Raw genomic sequence first — 19,016 nt, forward strand, 5'->3', positions numbered from 1 at the left:
TTCTGCCGGTCGGCGGGGTCCTCGGGGAGCCTTTCGTTTTTGTTTATCGATTAAGTAGAGAAATCTTGTTCCGTCCCGAGCCGGTCCGGCGCATCGCCGCCGCTTCGGCCTTGCGGAACCAGCGCGACGATCCGGACCGATCAACCGGGGGCTGCGCGGGCGCGAAGGCGCGACCCGGCCAGCGACGTGTTTTGCGACCGGACGCCGGAGCAGCAGAAACGATCTCCACTTCGCTCGCCAAAGAGAAAGCTTTTGCTTCTCGGCGCTGACAGCGCCGATCTAGCCTTCAGAAGCTGATTTCGCCGTCGTGGCGAAGGGCTCCGCCCCGCCGATGCTTGAACGGCACCGAGGAAAATCATTCCGATGGGCGGAACAATTGAGGAGGCGTCTTTGACGGCCGAGAAGACACTGCCAATTCTTGATATTTCTCGCCTCGACGCAGGGCCGGCCGAGCGCGGCGCGTTCCTGCGCGACCTTCGCCATACCGCCCGCGATGTCGGCTTCTTCTACCTGAGCGGGCATGGCGTTCCCGATGCGCTGACGAGGGAGATCGTCGCCCAATCGCGTCGCTTCTTCGCGCTGCCGACCGAGGACAAGCTGGCCATCGAGATGGTCAACTCGCCGCATTTCCGCGGCTATACGCGCATTGGTCGGGAACTGACGCGCGGCGCGGCCGATTGGCGCGAGCAGATCGATTTCGGGTCGGAGCGTCCGCGCTTGCCCATCGGTCCGGATACGCCGGCCTGGGCGCGGCTGCAGGGACCGAACCTCTGGCCGGCAGCGCAGCCGGAACTGAAGGGCGTCGTGACGGAATGGCAGGGCCGCCTCACCGACATAGCCGTGCGCCTGCTGAAGGCTTTCGCGGTTTCGCTCGAGCAGGACGAGAACGTCTTTGCCCCGATCTACGAGACCGGGCCGATCCAGCATCTGAAGCTCATCCGCTATCCCGGCCGCGATGCGACGGAAAGCGACCAGGGCGTCGGCGCGCATAAGGATGGCGGCTTCCTGACGCTGCTCCTGCAGGACGAGAATCAGGGCGGGCTGCAGGTGATCGACCAGTCCGGCGACTGGATCGACGCCCCGGCGATCCCGGGAACCTTCATCGTCAATATCGGCGAAGTCCTGGAGATCGCCTCGAACGGCTATCTCCGCGCCACGGTCCACCGTGTTGTGACGCCGCCGGCCGGACGCGACCGCGTCTCGGTCGCCTTCTTCTTCGGCGCGGCGCTCGATGCGACGGTACCGCTGCTGGAGATTACGCCCGCACTCGCCGCCGAGGCGCTGGGCCCTGCCACGGACCCGCAGAACCCGCTCTTCCGCGAGATCGGCCAGAACTATCTGAAGGGCCGCCTCCGCTCTCACCCGGACGTTGCCGAGCGGCACTACGCCGATCTCCTCGATCCGACCGCCAAGCGCGAACCCGCCTCGGCCTATTGACGGACCTTTCACCCGGAGCTTTCCGATGACCTACCAGCCGACCAAGTTCGAAACCAAGCGCTTCGAGACGCTCGTCCTTCATGGCGGCACGTACCGGGCCGACCCGACCACGGGCGCCGTTGCGGTACCGATCTACCAGTCGACGTCGTTCCAATTGCCCAACACGGCGGCTGCCGATCGGCTGTTCGCGCTGGAAGAGGACGGCTTCATCTATTCCCGCGTCGCCAACCCGACGCAGGATGCGCTGGAGCAGCGCATCGCGGTGATCGAGGGCGGTGTCGCGGCGCTGGCGCTCGCCTCCGGCCAGGCGGCGTCGGCCTATTCGCTGCTGAACCTGACCCGGCCCGGCGACAATATCGTCTCCTCGACCGGTCTCTATGGCGGCACCTGGGCGCTGTTCAACGCGACGCTGAAGAATCTTGGTGTCGAAACCCGCTTCGTCGACCCGTCCGATCCGGAGAGCTTCCGCCGCGCCACCGACAGCCGCACGCGCGCCTATTACGCGGAATCGCTGCCCAATCCGAAGCTCGAAGTCTTTCCGATCGCGGAAGTGGCGGCCATCGGTCGAAGCCTCGGCATCCCGCTCATCGTCGACAACACCGCCGCGCCGCTCACGATCCGCCCGCTCGACCACGGCGCCGCCATCGTCGTCTATTCGGCGACGAAATATATCGGCGGCCACGGCACGACGATCGGCGGACTGATCGTCGATGGCGGCAATTTCCCCTGGATCGACCATCCGGAGCGCTTTCCGAATCTGCACGAGCCGGATCCCAGCTATGGCGGCGCGACCTGGTTCGACAAGGCGAAGCCGCTCGGCCCGGTGGAGTACATCTTGCGCACCCGTGCCGTGCTGCTGCGCGATATCGGCGCGGCGATCTCGCCCTTCGCTGCCTTCCAGTTCATCCAGGGTCTCGAGACGCTGCCGCTGCGGATCCGCCAGCACAATGAGAATGCGATCAAGGTCGCGAACTTCCTCAAGACCCATCCGAAAGTCGAGCGCGTCATCTTTCCGGGCTTCCAGACCGGTGTCGCCCGCGAGCGGGCCGACAAATATCTGAATGGCGGCTTTGGGGCGCTGCTCGGCTTCGAGGTCGAGGGCGGGCGCGATGCGGGCCGACGTTTCATCGATTCCCTGACGCTGCTCTACCACGTCGCCAATATCGGCGATGCGCGCTCGCTGGCGATCCATCCCTCGACCACGACCCATTCGCAGCTCTCGCCGGAAGCCCAGCTCGCGACCGGCGTGACGCCCGGCTATGTGCGGCTCTCGATCGGCATCGAGCATCCCGACGATATCATCGCCGACATCGCGCAGGCGCTCGACCGCGCCTGAGCCAAAGCGGGCTCGTCATCGGGCAGCAGCGCGGAACAAACCACCATGGAACAGCTGCATATTAAAAACGACGATCTTTATCGAGATAGTCTTCTAATGCACGCTGTCATGGCAGTCAGGAACTGGCTGACGCGGAGATTTGAGGGAGCAGCTTGCCCCGCGGACCAAAGGCTAAAGCGCCACGAATGGCTTCGTGGTTCCCATGCGGAAGGAACGACGCGCATGACCCGGCTTCTCTGTTGACGCTCTGCTGAGCGACCACCGCGAACCCCCACATCGACAGATTTCAACAACGCGGCGCGTCACCGCGAACGGATCGGTGCGCGCTTCTTGAGGATCATGAAATGAGCCATTCCACCCATCGCTTTTCCCGCCGCGCGGCGCTTGCCGCAGCGGCGGCCATCGGGCTGACCTTTGCCGCCGGCGTGGGCGGCGCCCGTGCCGAGGACAAGCTTGTCATCGCCTATCAGACCGTTGTGGAGCCGTCGAAGGTTCCGCAGGCGGACGGGACCTATGAGAAGGCCACCGGCGCCAAGATCGAATGGAAGAAGTTCGATTCCGGCGCCGACGTGATCACGGCGATCGCATCGGGCGCGGTCGATATCGGCTATGTCGGCTCGAGCCCGCTGGCCGCGGCGGCCAGCCGCGAGCTCCCGATCCAGACCTTCTTCATCGTCGGCCTCATCGGCGAATCCGAAGCCCTGGTCGCCCGCAACGGCGCCGGCATCGCGAAGCCGGAGGATCTGGTCGGCAAGAAGATCGCCGTCCCGTTCGTCTCGACGACCCATTACAGCCTGCTCGCCGCGCTGAAGCACTGGGGCATCGATCCGAAGTCGGTCGAGATCCTCAATCTGCGTCCGCCGGAGATCGCGGCTGCCTGGGAGCGCGGTGACATCGACGCTGCCTATGTCTGGGATCCGGCGCTCGGCAAGATCAAGGAGAACGGCAAGGTCATCACCTCCTCGGCCGAGGTCGCCAAGTGGGGCGCTCCGACCTTCGATGCCTGGATCGTCCGCAAGGAATATGCCGACGCGCATCCCAAGGCCGTCGAGGGCTTCGTCAAGGTCACGGGCGACGCCTATGCGGCCTTCCTCAAGGATCCCGCCGCCTGGGGCGCGAAATCGGCCGAGGCCGAGAAGATCGCCCGCCTGACGGGCGCCAAGCTCGAGGAGGTCCCGGCGCTCCTGCAGGGCTATCAGTTCCCGACGCTGGAGGAGCAGGCCTCGGCCACGCTGCTCGGCGGCGGAACGGCCAAGGCGATCGCCGACGCGTCGGCCTTCCTCAAGGAGCAGGGCAAGATCCCGGCCGTCCTGGCCGATTACGGTCCCTATGTGAACAAGAGCTTCGTCGACGGGGCGCGCGGCGCCACGAACTGACGAGGGGCGCGGCGGCGCAGGTGCTTCCTCTCGCCTGCGCCGCCTGGAGGCCGCAATTGTCCAGGCTCGAGATCAGCAACGTCACGGCGCATTATGAAGGCGCTGCGGCACCGGTCCTCGCCAATGTCTCGCTCGCGCTTGGCGCGGGCGAGTTCGTTGCTGTCATCGGCCGTTCCGGCTGCGGCAAGACCACGCTGCTCAATCTGGCGGCCGGATTTGCCTTCCCGACATCGGGACGGCTCACCCTCGACGGTCAGCCGGTCAGAGGTCCCGGACCGGAACGCGCGGTCGTCTTCCAGGACGACGCGCTCTTTCCCTGGCTCTCGGCTGTCGACAATGTCGCTTTCGGCCTGCAGCTCAAGGGCGTGCCGAAGAACGATCGCCGCGAGGCAGCGAGGGGGCTTCTCGCCCGCGTCGGGCTGGCCGGGCTCGACGAGCGGCCGATCTGGCGTCTTTCGGGCGGCCAGCGGCAACGGCTCGGCCTCGCGCGGGCGCTGGCGATCGAGCCGGCCTTCCTGTTGATGGACGAACCGCTCGGCGCGCTCGACGCCATGACGCGCGAGCACATGCAGCAGCTGCTGCTCGACATCTTCCTGGCGACCCGCGCCGGCATCCTGCTGATCACCCACAGCATCGAAGAGGCGCTGTTCCTGGCGACGCGCGTCGTCGTGATGGCCCCCAATCCCGGCCGGATCGTACGGACGCTGGATGTCGATTTCAGCCGCCGGGTCAGGGCGGGAGAAAGCGCCCGGGCGGTCAAGTCGGCGCCCGATTTCATCGAGGCCCGCGCCGAACTGCTCGATCTCGTCTTCGAAAGGGAAGCGCAATGACACTCGTCGCCGACGACATCAGCGACCGCGCCGCGATCGAGGACGAAACCACCCACGCGGAAACGCCGGTTCGCGCCCCGGCATCGCGCCATCGTCACCGCCTTGTCGCGAGCGCCGCGACGATCATCGTCCTGCTGGCGCTCTGGACGGCCGCCTCGGCGTTCGGCCTTGTGTCGGCGCTGTTCCTTCCCTCGCCGATCGCGGTGGCGAAGGCGTTCTGGAACGTCGCGACGACGGGGTTCGTCGATGCGACACTGCTTCAGCACCTGGTGGCGAGCCTCGGACGCGTCTTCGCGGCGCTGTTCGCCTCGATCATCGTCGCCGTGCCGATCGGCTTCGCGATCGGATTGTCGCCGATCGGCCGGGGGATCTTCGATCCCATCATCGAATTTCTGCGGCCGCTGCCGCCGCTTGCCTATCTGCCGCTGGTCATCATCTGGTTCGGCATCGGCGAAGCGTCGAAGATCATCGTCATCGCGCTCGCCATGCTGGCGCCGATCGTCATCTCGACCGCCGCCGGCGTCGCCGGCACGTCGCGCGACCGCATCAACGCCGCGCGCTCGCTGGGCGCGAGCCGGCTGCAGGTGCTCGGCCATGTGGTGCTGCCCTCGGCCATCGGCGACATCCTGACCGGGATCCGCATCGCGCTCGGGGCGGGATGGACGACGCTGGTCGCCGCCGAACTCGTTGCCGCCTCGCGCGGCGTCGGCTTCATGATCCAGTCCGCCGCGCAGTTCCTGGTCACCGACGTCGTCCTGCTCGGCATCGTCGTCATCGCCGCCGTCGCCTTCGCGCTCGAGGCGGTGATCCGCATCCTGCAGCGCTTCTTCGTGCCGTGGCTCGGCAAGACCTGATCGGGCAAGACCTGACGCCCCGTCGCGTGGGGCTTCGCGATCGAACGATAAAAGAATCCCAGGAGGAAATCCGATGAATGCGCCCGTATCCCTCGCCATCCGCCCGCTTGCTCCGGCCCTCGGCGCGATCGTCGACGGCGTGGACCTGGCCCGGCCCCTGACGCCCGCGCTCGTCGAGGCGCTGAAGGCAGCGCTCGTCACGCATCATGTGCTGTTCTTCGAGCAGCAATCGGTGACGCCCGCGACGCAGCGTGCGGCGGCCGCCCTTTTCGGCGATCTGCACATCCACCCGATCTATCCGCATGTCGAGGACGTGCCGGAGATCATCGTGCTCGACACCTCGGCCGACAATCTGCCGGACAACGACAACTGGCACACCGACGTCACCTTCATCCAGAACCCGCCGCTCGGCGCGCTTCTGGCGGCCAAGCAATTGCCGCCGAGCGGTGGCGACACCAGCTGGTCATCGACGATCGCCGCCTATGAGGCGCTGTCACTGCCTCTGCGAACGCTGCTTGATGGCCTCACGGCCGTGCATGACATCCAGAAATCCTTTCCCTTCGAGCGCTGGGCGGCGGGCGGCAACGAGGATCGCTGGCAGGAGGCCCGGCGGAAGAACCCACCGGTGATCCATCCGGTGGTCCGCGTTCATCCCGTCACCGGGCGCAAGGGCCTCTTCGTCAATGAGGGCTTCACGACCCGGATCGTCGAACTAAGCGCAACCGAGAGCGATGCTTTGCTGCGCCTCTTGTTTGCGCACGTGGCCAAGCCGGAATTCACCATTCGCTGGCGCTGGAAGGAGGGCGACGTGGCCTTCTGGGACAATCGGCTGACGCAGCACTATGCCCTTGCCGACTATCTGCCGCATCGGCGGATCATGCATCGCGCGACGATTCTAGGCGACAGACCTGTGGGCCCGGAGGTCGATGGAATTTCCCGCTCGTCACGCACCGTTGCGTGACATGAAATCAGTCAAAATGCGCAAATTATAGTCTTCGATGTCTTCATGATGATCGGCCGATGCAAGAATATGATGTGACGATCGTTTCAGATGATCGATTTGTATTCGTGAAATAGCACGGGGATTATCATGAACAATACTTTGGCGCGCGTCGCGCGCTGGGCCGCAACGGCGGCCGCCGTTGCGCTGATCGGGGCGGGTTCGGCCCATGCCGGCGAGACGCTCGACAAGATCAAGGAGCGCGGCGTCATCAAGATCGGCGTCGGCACGTCGCCCGGCTTCTTCGCGCCGAACAAGGATGGGCGCTGGGAAGGCTTCTTCGTCGATTTCGGCCGGGCACTTGCCATCACCGTCTTCAACGATCAGGACAAGGTGGAATTCACCTCGTCCTCGCCGCAGCAGCGCCTGCCGGCACTCCAGTCCGGCGAGTTCGATATCCTCCTTTCCGGCGTGACCGAGACGATCACGCGCTCGTTCAAGCTCGGCTTCAATTTCGGGCCGATCATCTTCTATGACGGGCAGGGCATCCTCGTCCGCAAGTCGCTGGGCGTGACCAAGGGCAGCGATCTCGACGGCGCGACGATCGGCGTGCAGAGTGGCACGACCGGCGAACTCAACATCGCCGATTTCTTCCGCAAGAGCGGCAAGACCTTCACCCCCGTCACCATCGAGGACAGCAACGAATTCCTGAAGGCGCTCGAATCCGGCCGCGTCGACGCGCTGACGCAGGATTCGTCGGACCTGGCATTGCGCCGCACGCTCCTCGCCAAGCCCGACGACTATGTGCTGCTGCCGGAGCGCCTCTCCAAGGAGCCGCTCGCCCCCGCGATCCGCGCCGGCGACGATCGGTGGCTGCAGATCGTCAACTGGACGGTCTATGTGACGATCCAGGCCGAGGAATTCGGCATCACCAAGGAGAACATCGACAGCTTCCTGACGAGCGAGGATCCGGCCGTGAAGCGCTTCCTCGGCGTCGATACCTCGCTCGGTGAGGCGATCGGTCTCGATCCGAAATTCGCCTACAACATCGTCAAGACGCTCGGAAACTACGGCGAAATCTTCGATCGCAATCTCGGCGCGGGGTCCTCGATCGGCTTCGAGCGCGGCTACAACCAGATCTGGGAAAAGGGCGGGCTGCTCTATTCGCCCCCGTTCCGCTAGAGCCGGCGCGTTGACACGCCATGGCTGATGTCCTCAGGCCGGACCACCAGCGGCCCGGCCTCCTGATCCGGATTTCCGAAATCGTCGGCGGGCGGCCCCTCGAGCAAGTGGGGCTGCTCTTCGGCGTTCTGCTGCTGTTTGCGTTCCTGGCCGACAACGGCGTCGCATCGATGGCGAAGCTCGGCATTGCGCCGGGTTTCGGCTTCCTGTCGAGCGCGGCCAATTTCGAGATCGGCGAGAGCCTGATCCCCTATTCGGCCGGTGACACCTATGGGCGGGCGATCCTCGTCGGCCTGCTCAATACGGTTCTGATCGCGGTCTGCGGCTGCATTCTCGCGACGGTGCTGGGGACGGCGCTCGGCATTGCCCGTCTCTCGGGCAATCTGCTGCTCGCCGGCTTCGTGCAGGGCTATGTCGAGATCGTCCGCAACACGCCGCTGCTGCTGCAGCTCTTCTTCTGGAGCGTGACGATCCGCGCGCTTCCCGGTCCGCGGCAGGCGCTGACGCCGTTTCCCGGCGCCTTCCTCTCCAATCGCGGCATCTTCATCCCGGCGCCGAGCGGCTCGCTCGCCGGCTGGCTCATCGCCGCGCTCCTCATCGCGACGCTGCTCGGCGCCGTGGCGTTGACCCAGAGTTCCGAACTGCGACGCCGACGGATCGCGCAAGGCGCCCTGGCTGTCGCCGCCCTTGCCATCGTGCTGATCGCAATCGGCGCGGCGAACGGAAGTCTCACCCTGAGCCTTCCTGTCCTCAAGGGATTCAACATCGCGGGTGGCACCGGTCTCTCGCCCGAGTTCGCGACGCTGCTGGTCGGCCTCGTCGTCAACACCTCGGCCGGCATCGCCGAGATCGTGCGCAGCGGCATCCAGTCGGTGGCGCGCGGGCAATGGGAGGCCGGCAGCGCCATCGGCCTGTCGCGAGGGCAACTCCTGCGGCTCGTGATCCTGCCGCAGGCCATGCGGGTGATCACGCCGATGCTGACCTCGAGCTATCTCGACCTCACCAAGAATTCGAGCCTCGCCGTCGCCATCGGTTATCCCGATCTCGTCAGTGTCGTGAATACGACGGCCAATACGACGGGCCAGTCCACCGAGGCGCTGGCGATCCTGGTCGGCGTCTATCTGGCGCTCAATCTGTCGGTCTCGGCCGTCATGAACCGCTACAACCGGACCACGGCGCTCAGAGGGATGCATCCGCGATGACCGATTCCGTGCTCGCCGGCGCGCAGGCCCGGCCGGCCCCGCCGATCTGGCCGCGCCTGCGCCGTGGCCTGCTCGGCTCGCCCGTCAATATCGCGATCACGCTCGCCATGCTGGCGCTGGCGGCGGCGCTTTTGCCGCCGCTCCTGCGCTGGGCCGTGTTCGACGCGGTCTGGAGCGGCACGCCGCAGGATTGCGCCGCCGGCACGGGCGCCTGCTGGGCCTTCATCGGCAACCGGCTGCGCTTCATCCTGTTCGGCCTCTATCCGCCCGCCGGACAATGGGCGGCCGGCCTTGCATCGCTGATCCTGATCGCCTGCGCAGTCCTCACCGCCATACCGCGCTTCTGGGGCCGCCGCCTCGGACTGCTCTGGCTCGTAACGGCCGTATCGACGCTGCTGCTCATGTCCGGCGTCTTCGGCGGAAGGGCGGTGCCGACCGGCGAATGGGGCGGCCTGCCGCTCACGCTGATGCTGACGCTCGGCAGCCTCGGCTGCGCATTCCCGATTGCCGTGGTGCTGGCACTGGCGCGGCGCTCGAAGATGATCGTGGTTCGCAGCCTCGCGATCGGCTTCATCGAGCTCGTGCGCGGCGTCCCGATGATCGCGGTGCTCTACGTCGCGATGCTGATCTTCCCGCTGCTGCTGCCGGCCGGCGCCTCGATCGACAAGCTGCTGCGCATCTTCGTCGCGCTCACGCTCTTCGTGGCGGCCTATTTCGCCGAGGTGATCCGCGCGGGCCTGCAGGCCGTGCCGGCAGGGCAGCGCGAGGCCGCCGCATCGCTAGGGTTCACGCCGTGGCAGAACCTTCGCCTCGTGATCATGCCGCAGGCGATCCGCATCGTCATTCCCGGCATCGCCAATCTGGCGATCGGCATCCTGCTCAACACGACGCTGGTCTCGGTCGTCGGCATGATGGACCTGCTCAACGCAGCGAAGACCTCCGCATCGGACCCTGCCTGGATCGGCCGCTATGACGAGGCCTATCTCTTCGTCGCGGTGATCTATTTCGTCATCGCCTTCGGCGGTTCGCGCTATTCGCTCTGGCTGGAACGGCGGGCGGGGCCTCGCTGAATGGGCGGCCAGAAGAGCGATTTTCTTCGGCGTGCCAGCAGAAGAGCATGGCCGACCTTCTCGTCTGTGTCCGAGGCGATAGCTTCGCTGCATGCCAGGAAAGCGATGACGCCATGACCTCTGCCGTTTCCACCGCGACGATTCCCGACAAGATCAATGTCCTTTGGTTCCTGCCGACACATGGCGACAGCCGCTATCTCGGCACCTCCGAAGGGGGCCGCTCCGTCGACCTGCCCTATCTGTCGCAGATCGCCCGGGCCGCCGATTCACTCGGCTTCTACGGCGCGCTGCTGCCGACGGGTCGCAGCTGCGAGGACAGCTGGGTCATCGCCTCCGCGCTCGTGCCGGTAACCGAGCGGCTGCGTTTCCTCGTCGCCGTGCGGCCGGGGCTGCAATCGCCGACACTGGCCGCGCGCATGACGGCGACGCTCGACCGCATCTCGAACGGAAGGCTGCTCGTCAATGTCGTGACCGGCGGCGACCCCGTCGAGAACAAGGGCGACGGAATCTTCCTGAGCCACACCGAGCGCTACGAGATCACCCGCGAATTCCTGCATATCTACAAGGACGTGCTCGCCGGCAAGACTGTCGATTTCGACAGCCGGCATTTCAGAATAGAAGGCGGAAAGCTGCTCTTCCCGCCGGTCCAGACCCCGCATCCGCCGCTCTACTTCGGCGGTTCCTCCGAGATCGGCATCGACGTGGCTGCCGAGACGGTCGACAAATATCTGACCTGGGGCGAGCCGCCGGAGCAGGTTGCGGAGAAGCTGGCCATCGTCCGCGCCCGTGCCGAAGCGCGCGGGCGCACGCTCTCCTACGGCATCCGCCTGCACGTCATCGTGCGCGAGACCAACGAAGCAGCCTGGGCTGCGGCGGATCAATTGATCAGCCGGCTCGACGATGCGACAATCGCCTCGGCTCAGGAGGTGTTTGCCCGCATGGACTCCGTCGGTCAAAGCCGCATGTCCCGCCTCCATGGCGGACGCCGCGACAAGCTCGAGATCAGCCCCAACCTCTGGGCCGGCGTCGGGCTGGTGCGCGGCGGTGCGGGAACGGCGCTGGTCGGCGACGCGGAGACGGTTGCCGAGCGCATCGACGAATATCGCCGCCTCGGCATCGACAGCTTCATCCTGTCCGGCTACCCGCATCTGGAGGAGGCCTATCGCTTCGGCGAACTGGTGCTGCCGCGCCTGCCGCTTGCCCATCCTGGGCCCAGGGCCAGCACCTCGGTGAATATGGGGCCGTTCGGGGAGACGATCGCCGGCGATCATCGCCCCGCCGCCCGCGCCGCATCGTGAGCAGGGCCGGCCGACGCTTGCCCGCGATCGGCATCATCGGCGGCGGCTTCACCGGAGCGGCGATCGCCTGGAATTTGGCCCGCGAAGGCGGCCGGGCGGCTCGCATCATCGTTGTCGAACCGCGCGAACGGGTCGGCGGTGGGCTCGCCTATTCGTCGCGAGATCCCGCCTTCCGCATCAATGTTCCGGCCGCGAAGATGAGTCTCGATCCCGACGACATCGAGGATTTCGCGCGCTGGGTCGAAACCGCGGGAGCGGTCGATGACGATGCTGCGGCGCGGCTCGACGATGGGCGCGTCTTCCCGCAGCGCTCGGTATTCGGCCGCTATGTCGCGGAGCGCCTCTCGCCGTTCCTGGACAACGGGGTCGTCGAGCATCGCCGCGCGAGCGCAATCGGCGCCCGGCGGACGCCGACGGGCTTCCGCATCGCAGTCGACGACGGAACGACGGTGGATGTGGATCGTCTCGTGCTTGCCGTCAGCCATCCGCCGCCGCAGCCGCCTGAACGGCTCCGCGCCGCCTTTGCCAGCCATGCGAAATTCGTCGCCGATACGACAGCGCCCGGCGCGCTTGATGTCGTGCATCCCGACGACCGCGTGCTCGTGGTCGGCACGGGTCTGACGGGGGCGGACGTCATCGCCTCGCTCGACCGGCGCGGCCATCGCGGCCCGATCACGGCGATCGCGCGCCGCGGCCTGCGTTCCAAGGGGCATGCCCCGTTCGCTCAGGAGCAGACCGGCGACTTCACCACCAAGCCGGCGACCACGACGCTTCAATTGCTGAAACGTATCCGCGCCGAGGTTGCCGCCGCCGAGGCGAGGGGACTGACCTGGCATCCCGTGCTGGACGCGGTGCGCACGCAGGGAGCGGCGATCTGGGCCGCGCTGCCGCTCGCCGACCGGCGGCGGATCGTCCGGCATCTGCGCGCCTATTGGGACGTGCACCGCTTCCGTATCGCGCCGCAGGTCGAGGCGGCGCTGGATCGGCGCATCGCGGCGGGCGGGCTCGATCTCTTCGCCGCCTCGATCGCCGGTGCGGCACTGCATGACGACGTTTTCGAAGTCGCGCTGCGCCGTCGCCATACGTCCGAAGTCGTCCTGCACCATTTTGACGGCGTGCTGGTCGCGACCGGCCCGGCCCATGGCGCGATCCTGGAAACCGCCCCTCTGCTCGCCGACCTCGCCAGGCAGGGGCTCGTCCAGGCCGATCCAGCGGGCCTCGGCATAGCGACGGACGAGCAAGGCCGCGCCATCGGCGCCGACGGCACCCCGGTCGACACCCTCTTCATCGGCGGCCCGCTCGCCCGCGGAACCTTCGGCGAACTGATGGGTCTCCCGGAGGTAGCTGCCTACGCAAAACGCATCGCAGAGGCCCTGTCCCCGTAGCGGGGGCGCCGAGTTCTCTCAGGCGTCGAACAATCGCCGCTGGCCGTTTCGATCACTGGCGTATGCCGTCGCGATAGGTCCTCGTCGGATTCCCGCGCTCGACCGTGAGGCGGCGAAGCCAGTCCTGCCGGAGGGCTGCGGCGCGCGTTCGTTCGTCGAGCGCGGCGAGGAGGGCGGCGAGGCGCTCCTGCGCCAGTCGGCGGTTGGCGTGCTGGGAGCGTCCGTCCCGCGCGATCGCGACCAGACCTGTTGGAACGTGAACCGCCCGGACCGCGCTGTCGGTCGTATTCTGGTGCTGGCCGCCCGGTCCTCCCGCGCGCATCGTCTCGAAGCGGACATCCCGCTCCACCAGCGATGGCGCCGACGGGCCGGCCGGCGCGGCATGCACGGCGACATACCAGTTCCGCCGCGCCCCGGCGCCGCGCTGGCCGGGATCGCACCACAGGACCGTTCCCTGCCAACTGGCCGCGAAGGCCTCGGCGCCGTCGCCGCCCAGGGCGACGACGACGGAGGCGGGACGCTCGCGCGGATCGATGTCGCTGGCGGGCGAGAGGCCCGCCTCCTCCGCCTCCCGCAGCAGTTCGAGACAGACGCGGTGAACCGCCTCGCGGCACTCCGCCGGACCCCGTCCGGCGGTGATGGTGATGATCAGCGTCGTCATCGTCCGCGCGCCTCCGCGGTCTTGAACGTCACGATCGGGCGAAAACGCGCGATCGATCGGGCCAGCCCCGCCTCTTCGACATCGGCGAGGACGCGCGCAATGTTCTTGTACGCGTCCGGCGCTTCCTCCGCGGCCATCCGCCGGTCGGCGCAGATGATGCGGTTTCCGAGCGGATTAGCCCGCGGCGGCCGATCGCCGTCCTTCGCACGATCGCTCATTCCGGCCCTGTCGCGCTTCCGGCCGGCGCCATGCGGCAGCGAGGCGAGCGCCTCGCCCGGTCCGGCCTCCGGGAGGAGCAGATGGCTCTGCGCCCCGCGAGAGCCGGGCAGGGGAGAAAGCCCGCGATCGGCCGGAGCCGCGCCCTTGCGATGAAGCACGCGGCCGCCCGGCCGTGGCTCGACGAAGTTGTGCGGCTGATCCGTGATCAGTCGCGCGTTGCCCCGAACGAGCGATGCGGCCGTCTCGGCCAGCAGCTTGCGGTTTGCTGCGGCAAAGGCGACCGCACGGTCGTGATCGGCGAGATAGGCGATCCCCTCCGGCGATTGCAGGTCGAGACCTCGCTCGCCGACGCCGTGCCGCTCCAGTACCTCTGGACCGAGCGAGCGCGAGCCGGTGTGCACGAGCAGGAAGAGCGCGCCCCGGCGCAGACCATGGGCGTCGCACGCCGCCTCGTCGGCGCGATCGTCGAGCACTTGCAGTTCGACGAAGTGGTTGCCGCCGCCGACCGTGCCCATGCCGGGCGCATAATCCGGTGCGATGGCAGCCTGATGCGCCCGATCCCCCGCATCCACCGCTTCGTGCAACCCGTGCAGCGCCTTGAAGGCCTTGTCGATGTGCAACTGGCGCTGCTCGATGTCGAGCGCGAAGAGGGCCATGCCGCAGCCGATATCGGTTCCCACGAGATCGGGATGGATGACACCCTCCGTTTCGATCGCGCAGCCGACCGGGCCCTTGTGGCCGGGGTGGAGATCCGCCATGGCCGCGGCGGAGAGAAAGCCGCGCCGGCCCGCGAGCAGACGGAGCTGGGCCACGCTCGCCCCTTCGATCCAGGAGGCGGGCGACGCAAAGACGCGGAAGCGGCGATCCGCTCCGGTCCAATGATGAATATTCATGAAGCAGCAGAATCCTGATCGCGCCCGGTCATGAGACGAGCGCGTGGCGACAACCTTCGGCGGCCGAGGCCCCGAGGCGGCTTGTCTAGAGGGCGATCCCCTCGCGGGTGGCGATGATGGTCATGATGCTCGCTCCCCTTGTTCAGGATTCCGCGCCGAACCGGCGGCGCACGGCCAGCGTCATGCGCCAATCGCGCGCCGTGCGCAAGCCGCTGCCGGACGAAGCTCTACCGTGCGTTGCGGGGACGCAACAGTCTCGAAGCCGGCGCCGAGGCCGATCCGTCTTGGCGTCGGCTCAATCGACGTGGACGACCAGCGGCGTTTCCAGCCGGTCGGCGACCTCCGTCCAGTTTTTGGCGAAGGGACCGTAGGCGGTCTTGATGTCGATGCCGATGGGGAGTTCGGGGCATTCGTTTTCGCCGTTCGAGCCCCAGTTGACCCAGCCCGACTGGCGCCGCTGGACGATCTGGAAGGCGCCGGAGGGCTGCGAGGTCCACCAGACCATGGCCCGGCCGCTGGCGCTGTCATATTCGACCGTCTTCGAGGCCGGGCCGGGGAAGATCGTCTCGTGCGGCGTTGCCGAGACGTCGACCGGCGCGTCGGTGATGGTCCAGGCGCGCTCGGTGAGGTCCGCCTTCACATGGGCGGCGGCGCGGACGCGGGCGAGCCGTTCGCGGATCTCGCTTTCATCGAGCACCTCTTCCCAGGCGCAGAACAGCCGCCAGTAGAGGTCCCAATGCGCGGCCTCGATGTCGGAGAGTTCGGCGCGGAACTCCTCGAATTTCGGGCCGGTATTGGCCGAGTCCGCCACCGTCTCGCGGACCATGTCGACCAGCAGGCCGGCATAGGGGTCGCCAGCGCGATAGCGCGTGCCGCCATAGGCGGCGAAGCGGTCGAAGACGAGGTGGCCGGGACCGCCTTCGAACTCGTCGCCGACCGTGATCTTGTTGGTGACGGAGCGGCCGTTGATCACGGTCTGGAACGGATCGACCGTGTATTTGCGCTGGAAGAACGGCGCCTTGTGGAAGAACAGCCAGTCGATCGCGAAGCGTTTGCCCTTGAGCTCGTCCAGCAGCCCGTCCGGGATCAGGCCGTGCATGCGGTAGTGGTGCAGCAGCGGCCCACGCTCGACGATCTCGATCTCGACCTTCGTGTGTTCCGGCGGATTGATCAGGCCGTTTTCCGGCGTGAAGAAGGGGCCGTAGAAGCCGCCGATCGCATTGTTGCCGGAGGGCAGGAGTTCGAAGCCGTCTTTGAGGCCGCGGAAATGGCGGATGCCCCATTTGGACGAGCCGAGCCCCTCGGCCTTGCCGGAGCAGAGCTCGAGATCGAAGGCGCCGGTCTCGAGGCGGACGAAGCAATCGCTCTCGCGACCCTCCAGCATACGGATGCCCGTAGCGACTTCCGCCGGCGCCGCCTCGCCGAGCGTCAATGTCAGCGAAGACTCGATATCGACGATCGCGACGAAGGTCGTCGCCTCGGCGCCCGAGCGGGCGTCCACGCGCTGGAGCAGGACCGTCTCCCCGGCAGCCGTCCTGGCGTAGCGCAGCGGGGCCGCGAGGTGGCCCGGAACGGTGAAGAAGACGGGTTCGCTCGTGCGGCGGCCCGGGAGGGGGGCATCGATCCGGACTGTGATGGACGGCGCGGCGACGGACATGGGTTCGAACTCCGGAAAATCGGGGAAGGCGGGCGGCGACCGCCTGGGCGGCGCCGCCCGCAAGGACCGCAGTGGGGAGAGGACTGCGGCTGGGAGCGGTTTCAGCCTTTCCGCCGTCCGGCGGTCAGGAAGGGCAGGGGCCTCGTCTTCAGGCTGTCAATCGTGACGGCGAGGATGATGACGACGCCCTTGATCAGCAGCTGGGTGAAGAAGGGAACGCTGAGCAGGATCAGCCCGGTCGAGAGCACGCCGAGGATGATCGAGCCGATCAGCGTGCCGACGATGCGTCCGCGTCCGCCGGCGAGGCTGGTGCCGCCGAGCACGACCGCCGCTATGGCGTCGAGCTCGTAGCCGGTGCCGGCCGTCGGCTGGGCCGAGATGACGCGGGCGGCGAAGATGACGCCGGCGAGGCCGGCGCAGGCGCCGGCGATGACATAGACCGAGAGCGTCACGCGGTTGACGCGGACGCCGGCGAGGCGGGCCGCTTGCGCATTGCCGCCGACGGCATAGACATGGCGGCCATAGCGCGTGCGCTCCAGCAGGAACCAGGCGACGAGGAAGACGATCGCCATGACGATGACCGGCGCGGGAATGCCGGAGACATAGCCATTGCCGATGCCCTTGAAATTCAGGTCGCTGGAGACGATCGGCTGTCCGGCGGTGATGGTATAGGCGAGGCCGCGCAGGAAGGTCATCGTGCCGAGCGTGACGATGAACGGGGCGAGCGCGAGATAGGCGGTGAGCGCGCCGTTGACGAGGCCGCAGGCGGCGCCGACCAGCATGCCGGCCGTGACCGCGAGCGGGGCGGGCAGGCCGGCAATGGCGAGGACGACGGCGATGACGCCGGAGACGGCGATGATCGAGCCGACCGAGAGATCGATGCCGCCGGTGAGGATGACGAAGGTCAGCCCCGCGGCGAGGATCGCATTGACCGAAATCGCCCGGGCGATGTTGAGCAGATTGTCGATCCGGTTGAAGTTCGGCGCGATCAGCGCCATCAGCAGCACGAGCGCGACGAGCACCATCAGGATGCCGACGCGGTCCCACCATTTGGCGAAGTCGAACGGCGCCTTGGGGTGGGCTTCTGCGGCGGATGGCGCGACCGCGTTGCGATTGTCGCTCATGCTTCAACTCCTTCGCTCGCGCCGACCCGGCGCACCGCGGTTCCGGTGGCGTGGGCCATGACATCCTCTTCGGTGGCGCTGCTCGATTGGATCTCGTGGACGATGCGGCCCTCGCGCATCACGAGCAGCCGGTCGCTGATGCCGATCGCCTCGGGCAGGTCCGAGGAGATGACGAGGATGGCCTTGCCGGCCTTCGCCAGTTCGTCGATTAGTTCGTAGATCTCGCGCTTGGCACCGATGTCGACGCCGCGCGTCGGCTCGTCGAGGATCAGCACCTGCGAGTCGCGCATCAGCCAGCGGGCCAGCGCCGCCTTCTGCTGGTTGCCGCCCGAGAGCGCCTTGACGGCGAGGTCGATGGCGTTTTGGCGCAGGTGCAGCCGTTTCATCTCGGCCAGCACCGCTTCGCGCGTCTCGGCCCGGTGGACGACGCCGGCGGTCGAGAGGCGGTCGAGCGAGCTGATCGCGATGTTGATCTCGACGGTGTGGTCGAGGAACAGGCCCTGGTCCTTGCGGTCCTCCGGCACCATGCCGAAGCCGTCGCCAATGGCGGCGTGCGGGCCAGACGGGCGACTGTCGCGCCCGTCGATCGTGACACGGCCGCCGCTGCGCCGATCGGCGCCGAAGATGAGCCGCGCGACCTCGGTGCGGCCCGAGCCGATCAGGCCGGCCATGGCGACGACCTCGCCGGCATGGACGTCGAAGCTCACCGGGCCGATCCCGTCGCCAGTCAGATTCTCCACGGAAAGCATGGGCTTGCCGGTCGTGCGCCGCGGATGGTCGTAGAGATCGCCCATGGCGCGGCCGACCATCATGCGCACGACATCCTCGGGCGTCAGATCGGCCATCAGGCCGGTGCCGACATAGCCGCCGTCGCGCAGCACGGTCACCCGGTCGGCCAGCTGCCAGACCTCCTCCATGCGGTGGGAAATATAGATGAGACCCACCCCCGCTGTGCGCATTTGTCCGATAAGTGCATAGAGTTGCTGCGCTTCTGCCCGCGAAAGCGCTGCGGTCGGCTCGTCGAGCACCAGGACGCGGGCCTCCTCGCTCACGGCGCGGGCGATCTCGACCATCTGCTGCATGCCGACGCTGAGCGAGCCGAGCGGGCGGTCGGGGTCGATGTCGGAGCCGATCCGGGCCAGCTTTTCGCGCGCGTCACGCCGCACGCGCCTCCGATCAAGCACGCCAAAGCGGGTGCGAGGCTCGCGGCCGAGCGACAGGTTCTCAGCCACGCTCATATGCGGAACGGTGTTGAGTTCCTGGTGGATGATCGCGATGCCGTGCGCGCGCGCATCGAGCGGCGTGCGGATGTCGATCGCGCGCCCATCCATGTAGATCTGCCCGGAATCGCGCTCGATATTGCCGGAGAGGATCTTCATCAGCGTCGATTTGCCGGCGCCGTTTTCGCCCATCAGGGCGTGGACTTCGCCGGCCTGGAGCTCGAAACGCACATGATCGAGCGCGAGCGTCGCGCCGAAGCGCTTCGTCACGTCTTCGATCCGCAGGAGGGGCTCGTCATTCATGGTCCGCTCCGTCATGAAACGGGACGGCG

The 19,016-nt window shown here is 67.2% G+C and carries 16 protein-coding genes; 11 read left to right on the top strand and 5 right to left on the bottom strand.

The genetic code is table 11. From position 1 onward, the window contains the following. Positions 1-390: 390 nt before the first annotated feature. The 11 genes from GGR25_RS15530 (at position 391) to GGR25_RS15580 (ending at position 12,910) form a co-directional block, all read left to right on the top strand. Entirely contained in the window at positions 391-1,437 is a 1,047-nt protein-coding gene (locus GGR25_RS15530; RefSeq protein ID WP_246409838.1) for an isopenicillin N synthase family dioxygenase, read from the top strand. A 25-nt stretch (positions 1,438-1,462) separates the two neighbouring features. Beyond that, a complete protein-coding gene (locus GGR25_RS15535; protein ID WP_183399753.1) occupies positions 1,463-2,773 on the top strand; it encodes an O-acetylhomoserine aminocarboxypropyltransferase/cysteine synthase family protein in 1,311 nt (436 codons plus the stop codon). A 344-nt stretch (positions 2,774-3,117) separates the two neighbouring features. Then, on the top strand, positions 3,118-4,149 hold the full coding sequence (tauA, locus tag GGR25_RS15540) for a taurine ABC transporter substrate-binding protein (RefSeq protein ID WP_183399754.1): 1,032 nt from the start codon (positions 3,118-3,120) through the stop codon (positions 4,147-4,149). A 56-nt stretch (positions 4,150-4,205) separates the two neighbouring features. Beyond that, positions 4,206-4,979 (top strand): taurine ABC transporter ATP-binding protein, encoded by a 774-nt coding sequence (locus GGR25_RS15545; RefSeq protein WP_183399755.1) that lies wholly within the window; start codon positions 4,206-4,208, stop codon positions 4,977-4,979. Next, a complete protein-coding gene (locus tag GGR25_RS15550; RefSeq protein ID WP_183399756.1) occupies positions 4,976-5,833 on the top strand; it encodes an ABC transporter permease subunit in 858 nt (285 codons plus the stop codon). Before GGR25_RS15545 ends, GGR25_RS15550 begins: the two co-directional genes overlap by 4 nt. Before the next feature lie 73 nt (positions 5,834-5,906). Next, positions 5,907-6,794, top strand: a complete 888-nt coding sequence (gene tauD, locus GGR25_RS15555; protein WP_183399757.1) for a taurine dioxygenase — start codon at positions 5,907-5,909, stop codon at positions 6,792-6,794. Positions 6,795-6,923: 129 nt separating this feature from the next. Continuing rightward, positions 6,924-7,955: an amino acid ABC transporter substrate-binding protein gene (locus GGR25_RS15560; RefSeq protein ID WP_183399758.1), complete on the top strand. Its 1,032-nt coding sequence runs from the start codon at positions 6,924-6,926 to the stop codon at positions 7,953-7,955. 20 nt (positions 7,956-7,975) lie between these two features. Then, positions 7,976-9,157, top strand: a complete 1,182-nt coding sequence (locus tag GGR25_RS15565; protein WP_183399759.1) for an amino acid ABC transporter permease — start codon at positions 7,976-7,978, stop codon at positions 9,155-9,157. Further along, positions 9,154-10,227: an amino acid ABC transporter permease gene (locus tag GGR25_RS15570; RefSeq protein WP_183399760.1), complete on the top strand. Its 1,074-nt coding sequence runs from the start codon at positions 9,154-9,156 to the stop codon at positions 10,225-10,227. Before GGR25_RS15565 ends, GGR25_RS15570 begins: the two co-directional genes overlap by 4 nt. Positions 10,228-10,340: 113 nt before the next feature. Beyond that, on the top strand, positions 10,341-11,525 hold the full coding sequence (gene ssuD / locus GGR25_RS15575; protein ID WP_183399761.1) for an FMNH2-dependent alkanesulfonate monooxygenase: 1,185 nt from the start codon (positions 10,341-10,343) through the stop codon (positions 11,523-11,525). Between the two features lie 17 nt (positions 11,526-11,542). Further along, positions 11,543-12,910, top strand: a complete 1,368-nt coding sequence (locus tag GGR25_RS15580; protein WP_210299980.1) for an FAD/NAD(P)-binding protein — start codon at positions 11,543-11,545, stop codon at positions 12,908-12,910. Between the two features lie 52 nt (positions 12,911-12,962). Here the strand turns inward: GGR25_RS15580 and prfH are convergent, their stop codons facing one another. From prfH to GGR25_RS15605, 5 genes are all read right to left on the bottom strand, one after another. Beyond that, positions 12,963-13,571 (bottom strand): peptide chain release factor H, encoded by a 609-nt coding sequence (prfH, locus tag GGR25_RS15585; protein ID WP_183399762.1) that lies wholly within the window; start codon positions 13,569-13,571, stop codon positions 12,963-12,965. Further along, entirely contained in the window at positions 13,568-14,683 is a 1,116-nt protein-coding gene (locus tag GGR25_RS15590; RefSeq protein WP_183399763.1) for an RNA ligase RtcB family protein, read from the bottom strand. Before GGR25_RS15590 ends, prfH begins: the two co-directional genes overlap by 4 nt. Before the next feature lie 295 nt (positions 14,684-14,978). Next, positions 14,979-16,340 (bottom strand): hypothetical protein, encoded by a 1,362-nt coding sequence (locus GGR25_RS15595; protein ID WP_183399764.1) that lies wholly within the window; start codon positions 16,338-16,340, stop codon positions 14,979-14,981. Between the two features lie 101 nt (positions 16,341-16,441). Next, on the bottom strand, positions 16,442-17,464 hold the full coding sequence (locus GGR25_RS15600; protein WP_183399765.1) for an ABC transporter permease subunit: 1,023 nt from the start codon (positions 17,462-17,464) through the stop codon (positions 16,442-16,444). Further along, positions 17,461-18,987, bottom strand: coding sequence for a sugar ABC transporter ATP-binding protein (locus tag GGR25_RS15605; protein ID WP_183399766.1), 1,527 nt, complete (start codon positions 18,985-18,987; stop codon positions 17,461-17,463). Before GGR25_RS15605 ends, GGR25_RS15600 begins: the two co-directional genes overlap by 4 nt. Positions 18,988-19,016: the final 29 nt, after the last annotated feature.

The sequence above is a fragment of the Kaistia hirudinis genome (genome assembly GCF_014196455.1).
GTDB classification, from domain to species: domain Bacteria; phylum Pseudomonadota; class Alphaproteobacteria; order Rhizobiales; family Kaistiaceae; genus Kaistia; species Kaistia hirudinis.